Consider the following 6,553-nt stretch of genomic DNA (forward strand, 5'->3'; position numbering starts at 1 on the left):
CAGGAGATGTGTTTTTTTGTAGTTTGGTACTCTTAGTGTTTTTTAACTTCGGGATTATTAAGTTCAGCAATAGCATCTTTGACATGTTGAACATAGATGTCTTGGATTTTTGCGTTTTCTCCCATGCCATGGATATATGTGTCTACTTTAATCCCAGCGGCAATGAGCTGACTTTTGTGAGAATCACTTTCGTCACCAGCCATATCATTATTGGCATGATCGCCAGCCACCAGCATTAATGGCATCATGGTTACTTTTTTGATCTTATTGGCTTTAAGCTTAGCAATAGTACCTTCAAGTGTCGGATAACCTTCTACAGTATAGACAAACACATTCTTATAGCCTGCGTCCTGGAGTTTTTCCTGCAAGGCAGCATAGGATGTGGTAGCAGGATGCGGTCCACCGTGGCCCATCAGTAAAACAGCCTCATTTTTGCTCAATTTAGGGAATTGGGTTTCCAGGGCTTTGATCGCTGCCAGATAGTCATCTGCTTTACCTTCCTGGCCCACATAGTACAGGACAGGTCTGCCGATAGAGATTTTATCAAAGGTTTTAGCGGCTTTAGCATGTTCTACTACACCTTTAATCAGCTCATACTCCTCGCCGGGGGTAATCTGCATAGGTTGTACAATAACTTCGCTGAACCCTTCAGCTTTTAGGCGGTCAAGAGCTTGCTTTTCGGTATCAATTTTGATACCATCACGCTCAGCCAATTTTTTAATAATAATCCGGGAACTAAAAGCCCGGCGAACTTCATAATCAGGAAATTCTGCCTTCATTTTGTTTTCAGCAGCTTCTATGGTTGTTTTCATTGTATCATGATACGTAGTGCCAAAACTTACAACCAGGATGGCCTTTTTACCTGCAGTGGCCGGCGCAGCCGCAGCCAGTGACGGGATCATGCTTATGCAGCCGAATACGGCAAGCATGCAGATGGTGATCAGAGAATAAATGTTTTTCATAGTTTAGAAACAACTCCTTTAAATTTTTAGTAGCGAATGGTTGGGGAAAAGTCCCCACAATTCCTTTTCATTGCTATTGCCGCATAGGCATCCTCCTTACTAAGAATCAAATATTTATGTTATGTCAGAATTGTAAAAAGAAGGGTCAGAATGACCCGCGCCAATGCGCAAAATTCAAAAGGAGCGTTGAGAAGAATGTCATTAAATTAAAACTCCCAACCGTTAAGTTGGGAGTAATAAACAGTAGTCGTATAAAAAACTCCTGGCGTTAACCAGGAGTGAATTAAGCTAGATACGCCATTTAAAGCGTCTACTGTAATCCCCTCCCCATACCTCGTGGGTAACAAACGGTGATTGTCAAATAGGCAGTTCTCCTGACTCCGGATCTCGGCTCACTTAAACCTTCCCAAGACGAATCGTCTCAGTGGTATATCTTAAGTTTGCTCCCCGTTACAGTGGCGGGACCGCGTCGGCATTTAACCGAACTTCCCTATTAAGCCCTTAGGCACCTATCTCAAACATATGTAGTTGTCTGCTATAAAATTAGCATAACACCTCAAGAAATGATTGTCAATCCTTACGGGTTACCACTTTATAATTTTCACAATCTTTAAACTTCATTGTCATTCTACCAGTTTTCCGCGCTAACAGGCTTCCCTGGAAGCAAGTCTACTTTATATCAAGTGATTTATAATAATGGCGCTTACTTTCATACATGCGCTTATCAGCCTCCTGAATTAGGCATTCTAAACTCACTTCGCCGCTCTCGGCAGCGCCAATGCTGACACTAAGTGCCAAATTCGCATAAGCCGTACAAGCGCTGCTGGGTTTCCACCACTTGATATTACGTTGTATCCGCTTGATAATAATCTGCGCCTCTTTGAAAGAAACCCCCGGCATTACTACGACAATTTCGTCGCCGCCATAACGGAAGGCGCGGTCATCAGTACAGATACTGTTTTTTACAACCTGAGCGGCAGCTTTAATTAACATATCACCTGCCACATGTCCATATTGATCGTTGACCGCCTTCAGGCCGTTAATATCAATCATCAGCAGTGTAACCGGCGTTGACTGCCCCTGTGTATCCTGGCAATGCCGGGCAAAAAACCTGTCAAAAGAATGGCGATTCAGTAAGCCGGTCAATTTGTCATACTCTGCTAAGTATAATACCTCCTCGTGCAGCCGGGCATTCCTAATAGCGATCGCGGTCTGACTGGCCAGTGCTTCCAGAAGTTCCAGCCGCTCCTGGCAATCTTCTCCCTGACTGGCTCTTTCGACATATAGTATTCCCAGCAAATCACTCCGGTAAATAATCGGAACAAAGCAGTTTGTCAGCTTAGTATTTTCATCATCAACCGTTACTGTCCGCAAAGTACTTCGCACCTGGCTTACTGCCTCACGGCAGTTTTGCCGGTATTCATCCATCTTATTGCCATTGCTGCCATGTGTATATATAACCGGGATATCCTTATTGGTTTCACTTAACAAATAAATGACTGCCTGATTAACTACCATGGTTTTTTTTATTATCCTTAGGATACCTTCTATTACCTCGGCAATGCCTAATGAGGACGTAATAATCTGGGCTGCCTGATATAACGCAGCCTGGCGTTCCAGCGCTGCATTCAGACTGCGGGCAACTTTCTCCCGCTTGGTTACATCAATTGTGACTAGAACAGTACCAACAAAATTACCCCGGTCATCAGTTACCCGCGAGTATCTATTCTCAATGAATTTGCCGTTACGGCCCATAAGGCGGTACCACTCAGTTTTTTCACCGTCACGCATCTGAGCCAGTTTTTCTTCTAAAATTCTGCGCCGGTGCTGCGGATAGCTGGCCAAAAAATTTTGGCCTAACAAAGCGCCTTCAGGGAATTGCCTCATTTGCTCAGCATACGAATTACAAAATACCACAGTATTATTTTTATCCAAACAGATGATTCCCAGGTTTGATACGTTTTCCATGTAACGTACAACACTGCCTGAGACTAACAGTTCCTGCTGATTGCCATAATCTGCTGCCTGATTTGCAGATGTCCTAACCCGGGCAATCATGTCCGGCTTTAATTCAGAAAAAGCTTTTACCAATGTCCCGTCAAACTGACTATCAGCTGAACGTTTTAGTTCGGTCAAGGCTTCCTCCCAGCTTCTTACTTGCTGGTAATTCTGGATCGTTGTCATGACGTCAACCGCCTCAGCAATATGAATGATCCTGGCTGACAGAGGGATCTCTAATTTGGTAAGTTTATTGGGATAACCACCCCCATCATAACGTTCATGATGGTGCAGCACCCCCGGAGTCAGCTCGCGCAGGTCCTTTGACCGCAATAACATCTGACCTCCATAAACCGGATGGCGCTCCATCTCAGCCCGGTCATACAGATCATAAACACCTTGCTTATATAAAACCTTGATAGGCACATTTATTTTACCAATATCGTGCAACAATGCAGCCGCTCCGATGCCTGAGATTTCTCTGTCACTACACCCGATAGATTGTGCCAGCAAAACAGCATAATAAGCCACTCGCTCGGAGTGGCTAAATACAAAATTAAACTGATGCGATAATATTGACAGGTAGAAATTAAAATCTTCCCGTTGTTCCCATTCTTCATAGACTAAATTTAAAATTCCATTGTCTTGCTTTGTAGTAAAACAATCCACACCAGACACCCCTTATGCTTAATTGTAATTACAGGGCTTATTGGTAACAAAAACCCCCGACTTTAAAAGCCGGGGGTAGTAAAACAGTATGCCAAATAAAAACTCCTGGTATTAACATACCAGGAGCGAATTAAGCGTGACGCAACAGAATAAAAGAACAAAGCGCCTACTGTAATCCCCTCCCCATACCTCGTGGGTGAAAACGGTGATTGTCAGATAGGCAGTTCTCCTGGCTCCGGATCATAACTTGCTTAAACCTTCCCAGGACCGAATGCCCCAGTGGTATATTCTAAGCTTGCTCCCCGTTACAGTGGCGGGACCGCGCCGGTTTTTAACCGGTCTTCCCTATTAAGCCCCGTAGGGCACCTACCTCATCGTATTTAGTTATATATTGGTAAATAAAGTATAACCCTTATCTCAAATAGTGTCAATACTTAGTCTATTACCTTACTTGCCTGTAATTTTATTGTTATTACCGGTCCTGCAAACGCTGTTACTAATTGACAATTACTACAAAACAATCTATATTTAGACTAGTAGTTTGAATCATGAAGATTCAATAATCCGGTATGAAACCTAAGGACATGTCTCCTTGGATTTTCATGCTTTTTTTATTAAATTATACGATCAGAAAGGATGACGATACATGTGCAATACCAAGTTTTGGACTGAAGCCTGGCAGGAAGCGCGTGAGAGTTCCCATCAGGCACCAAGTTATGGCAACAAACAAGGCTGGCAGCAGTTTTGGAATGACTTTGCCGAGCAGCACGCCCTGCGCAACCGCCAAAGTCGCCCGATATATAACTCGATCGTTGACGGCTTAGTTGCCGACGGCGTAATAACCCCTGAAAGCACAGTGCTTGACATTGGCTGCGGTGCCGGCACCTTTACATTACCACTGGCCGCTAAGTCCAGTCATGTGACAGGTTTGGATACGGCCTCGCAAATGCTGTCTGTCCTACAGTCTGAGGCGTCTCACGAAAGGGTTACAGACCGGATTGCAACACTCCAGACAGATTGGCTGGACCTGCCTGCCGAACCGGCATATGATGTTGTGTTTGCCGCCAACACAACTGCAATTAACGATTATGACAGCTTAATGAAAATGAATGAGCTTTCACGTGGCACCTGCTGCCTGATCGGCTTTGCCGGCACTTATCATATCAAAGTGCGTACATTGCTATGGGAACACCTGATAGGTACACCACCTGAGCAAACTGCCTTTGACATCCAATATCCTTTTAACATTCTTTATCAGGAGCGGTATCTGCCTAACATTAAATTCTATAGCTACCGTGAACGCTACCGGGAGACACTGGCTTATATGATCGAGTATTATACCAGCTACTTTAAACTCTTTGGTCTGGAGGGCCCGGAAACATCAGCTAAAATCACCGAATTTCTGGCTAACCGGGCTGTTGAGGACTATTGCACTGAGTTGATCAACTCTACTATCGGGGTGCTGTGGTGGCGTCCTGACCGTAAAGCCACAATACTGGAATAATTGGACATGCTACAGATAAAACCAAGCGGAGGTCATCATGTTTAAACGAATCGACCATATAGCCTTCACTGTTACAGACAGGGAAAAATCAATTGCCTTTTATGAAAAACACTTTGGTTTTCACCAGTATTATGAACATACTGTTCCGGTACCGGCCATTGAGAAAATAGTCTATCTAAAGCTTGGCGACACGGTCTTGGAGTTAATACATATGCCGGACAGACCGCAACTCACAGGCTACCATTTTTGCCTCGAAAGTGATGATTTTGACGCAGATTATACCAGGCTGAAGGAAGCCGGCATTGCTGTTGAAACCGAACCGCACCCTGCAGGGGCAAGGGTGTCCCGTGAAACAGGCTGGCGCCGGGTAGTATTCAGAGGCCCGGATGGAGAATCAATAGAGTTTCGCGGTTAATCGCACAATAGTGGCAGACACACAGACAACCCGGCATAAGCCGGGTTGTTTTTATTTTATGTATCAGAATTTATAGGTTTTGAGAGGCTGAAAGTCCTTATAAAACAAGGGGAGCCAAGGGCAATGCCAAAAGTAACACCATTCCTTTGTATTCCAGGATTATCTGATATGCGCAAAGCCAAAAGATCGCGCCAGCGGTTTTTCTGATTAGTTCTGTTTAATATTAAGTCCGGATTATAAGCTTACCACGCCTTACCATGAACAAGCTCGGTTACTCTGGCAATTGCTTCTTTAATAGAAACAACAAGCGGCCGGCTTTCCAGGCCAACAATATCAAAGTGGCTTTGATTTACAGGTACCAGTACTTTATGAGCGTCACAAGAGGCAATAACCTCTGCAATCTTAGGGGTGATCTCCCCCATTAAGGAATTAGGAATGATTATGCCAATCGGACCAACCACAATGTTAGCCTTGCGGATCGAAACAACCACAGCGTTTTCACCGGTAGCACCACGCATAGCACCTGCCCGTACCATATTATTGGTAGCCAGCGCATTTGTCCCTAGTGCAATAATATCTGCTTTTTGTCCCAGCTGTGACGTAAGCTGCGTCACTAACTGCACGCCAAGCCCCCCGCCCATACCATCGATAACTGCGATTATCATATAGATTCTTACCACCTTCCACAAAAATGGACGATTACTTATATTTCGGCAATAAATTGAAAATTCCTTTCGTTTAAATACCGTTCAACTTTGCTCACGCCAGCTATCTACTACCTTAGTTGTGATTCGCCTATCCTCTTAATTAAATAAACCATCAAGACAACTGCACTATGCAGAAGCCTTCATGGCTGCTATTCTACACTATAAAACTATTAAAATACTATAAATCTAGAATAATAGCGAAATGTGCCGCATTCTTACGACACAAGATAGTTTCAACTACCTTTTATGGTTTGAATTGTACCAAATTTCACTTATGTTGTCAATCAATTGCGCAAAC

General features: G+C 44.0%; 5 protein-coding genes and 2 riboswitches. Of the genes, 2 read left to right on the forward strand and 3 right to left on the reverse strand.

All coding sequences use genetic code 11. The features are described 5' to 3' along the window. Nucleotides 1-32: 32 nt before the first annotated feature. On the reverse strand, nt 33-962 hold the full coding sequence (locus tag VN379_RS20215; RefSeq protein WP_325537192.1) for a sirohydrochlorin cobaltochelatase: 930 nt from the start codon (nt 960-962) through the stop codon (nt 33-35). Nucleotides 963-1,309: 347 nt separating this feature from the next. Then, nucleotides 1,310-1,490: riboswitch (cobalamin riboswitch) on the reverse strand. Nucleotides 1,491-1,631: 141 nt separating this feature from the next. Continuing rightward, nucleotides 1,632-3,629: a diguanylate cyclase gene (locus VN379_RS20220; RefSeq protein ID WP_325537194.1), complete on the reverse strand. Its 1,998-nt coding sequence runs from the start codon at nt 3,627-3,629 to the stop codon at nt 1,632-1,634. Nucleotides 3,630-3,831: 202 nt separating this feature from the next. After that, nucleotides 3,832-4,014: riboswitch (cobalamin riboswitch) on the reverse strand. Nucleotides 4,015-4,275: 261 nt separating this feature from the next. Between VN379_RS20220 and VN379_RS20225 the strand changes: the two genes are divergently transcribed. Together VN379_RS20225 and VN379_RS20230 are read left to right on the forward strand one after the other, a co-directional pair. Further along, nucleotides 4,276-5,133 carry a class I SAM-dependent methyltransferase gene (locus VN379_RS20225; protein ID WP_325537196.1) on the forward strand — a complete coding sequence of 286 codons (858 nt, stop codon included), beginning with the start codon at nt 4,276-4,278 and terminating at the stop codon, nt 5,131-5,133. A 37-nt stretch (nt 5,134-5,170) separates the two neighbouring features. Further along, entirely contained in the window at nt 5,171-5,548 is a 378-nt protein-coding gene (locus VN379_RS20230; RefSeq protein ID WP_325537198.1) for a VOC family protein, read from the forward strand. A gap of 242 nt (nt 5,549-5,790) precedes the next feature. Here VN379_RS20230 and VN379_RS20235 read toward each other — a convergent pair whose 3' ends face one another. Next, entirely contained in the window at nt 5,791-6,213 is a 423-nt protein-coding gene (locus tag VN379_RS20235; protein ID WP_325537200.1) for a DUF3842 family protein, read from the reverse strand. Between the last annotated feature and the right edge of the window lie 340 nt (nt 6,214-6,553).

This window comes from Sporomusa sp., assembly GCF_035561255.1.
Classification (GTDB): Bacteria; Bacillota; Negativicutes; order Sporomusales; family Sporomusaceae; genus Sporomusa.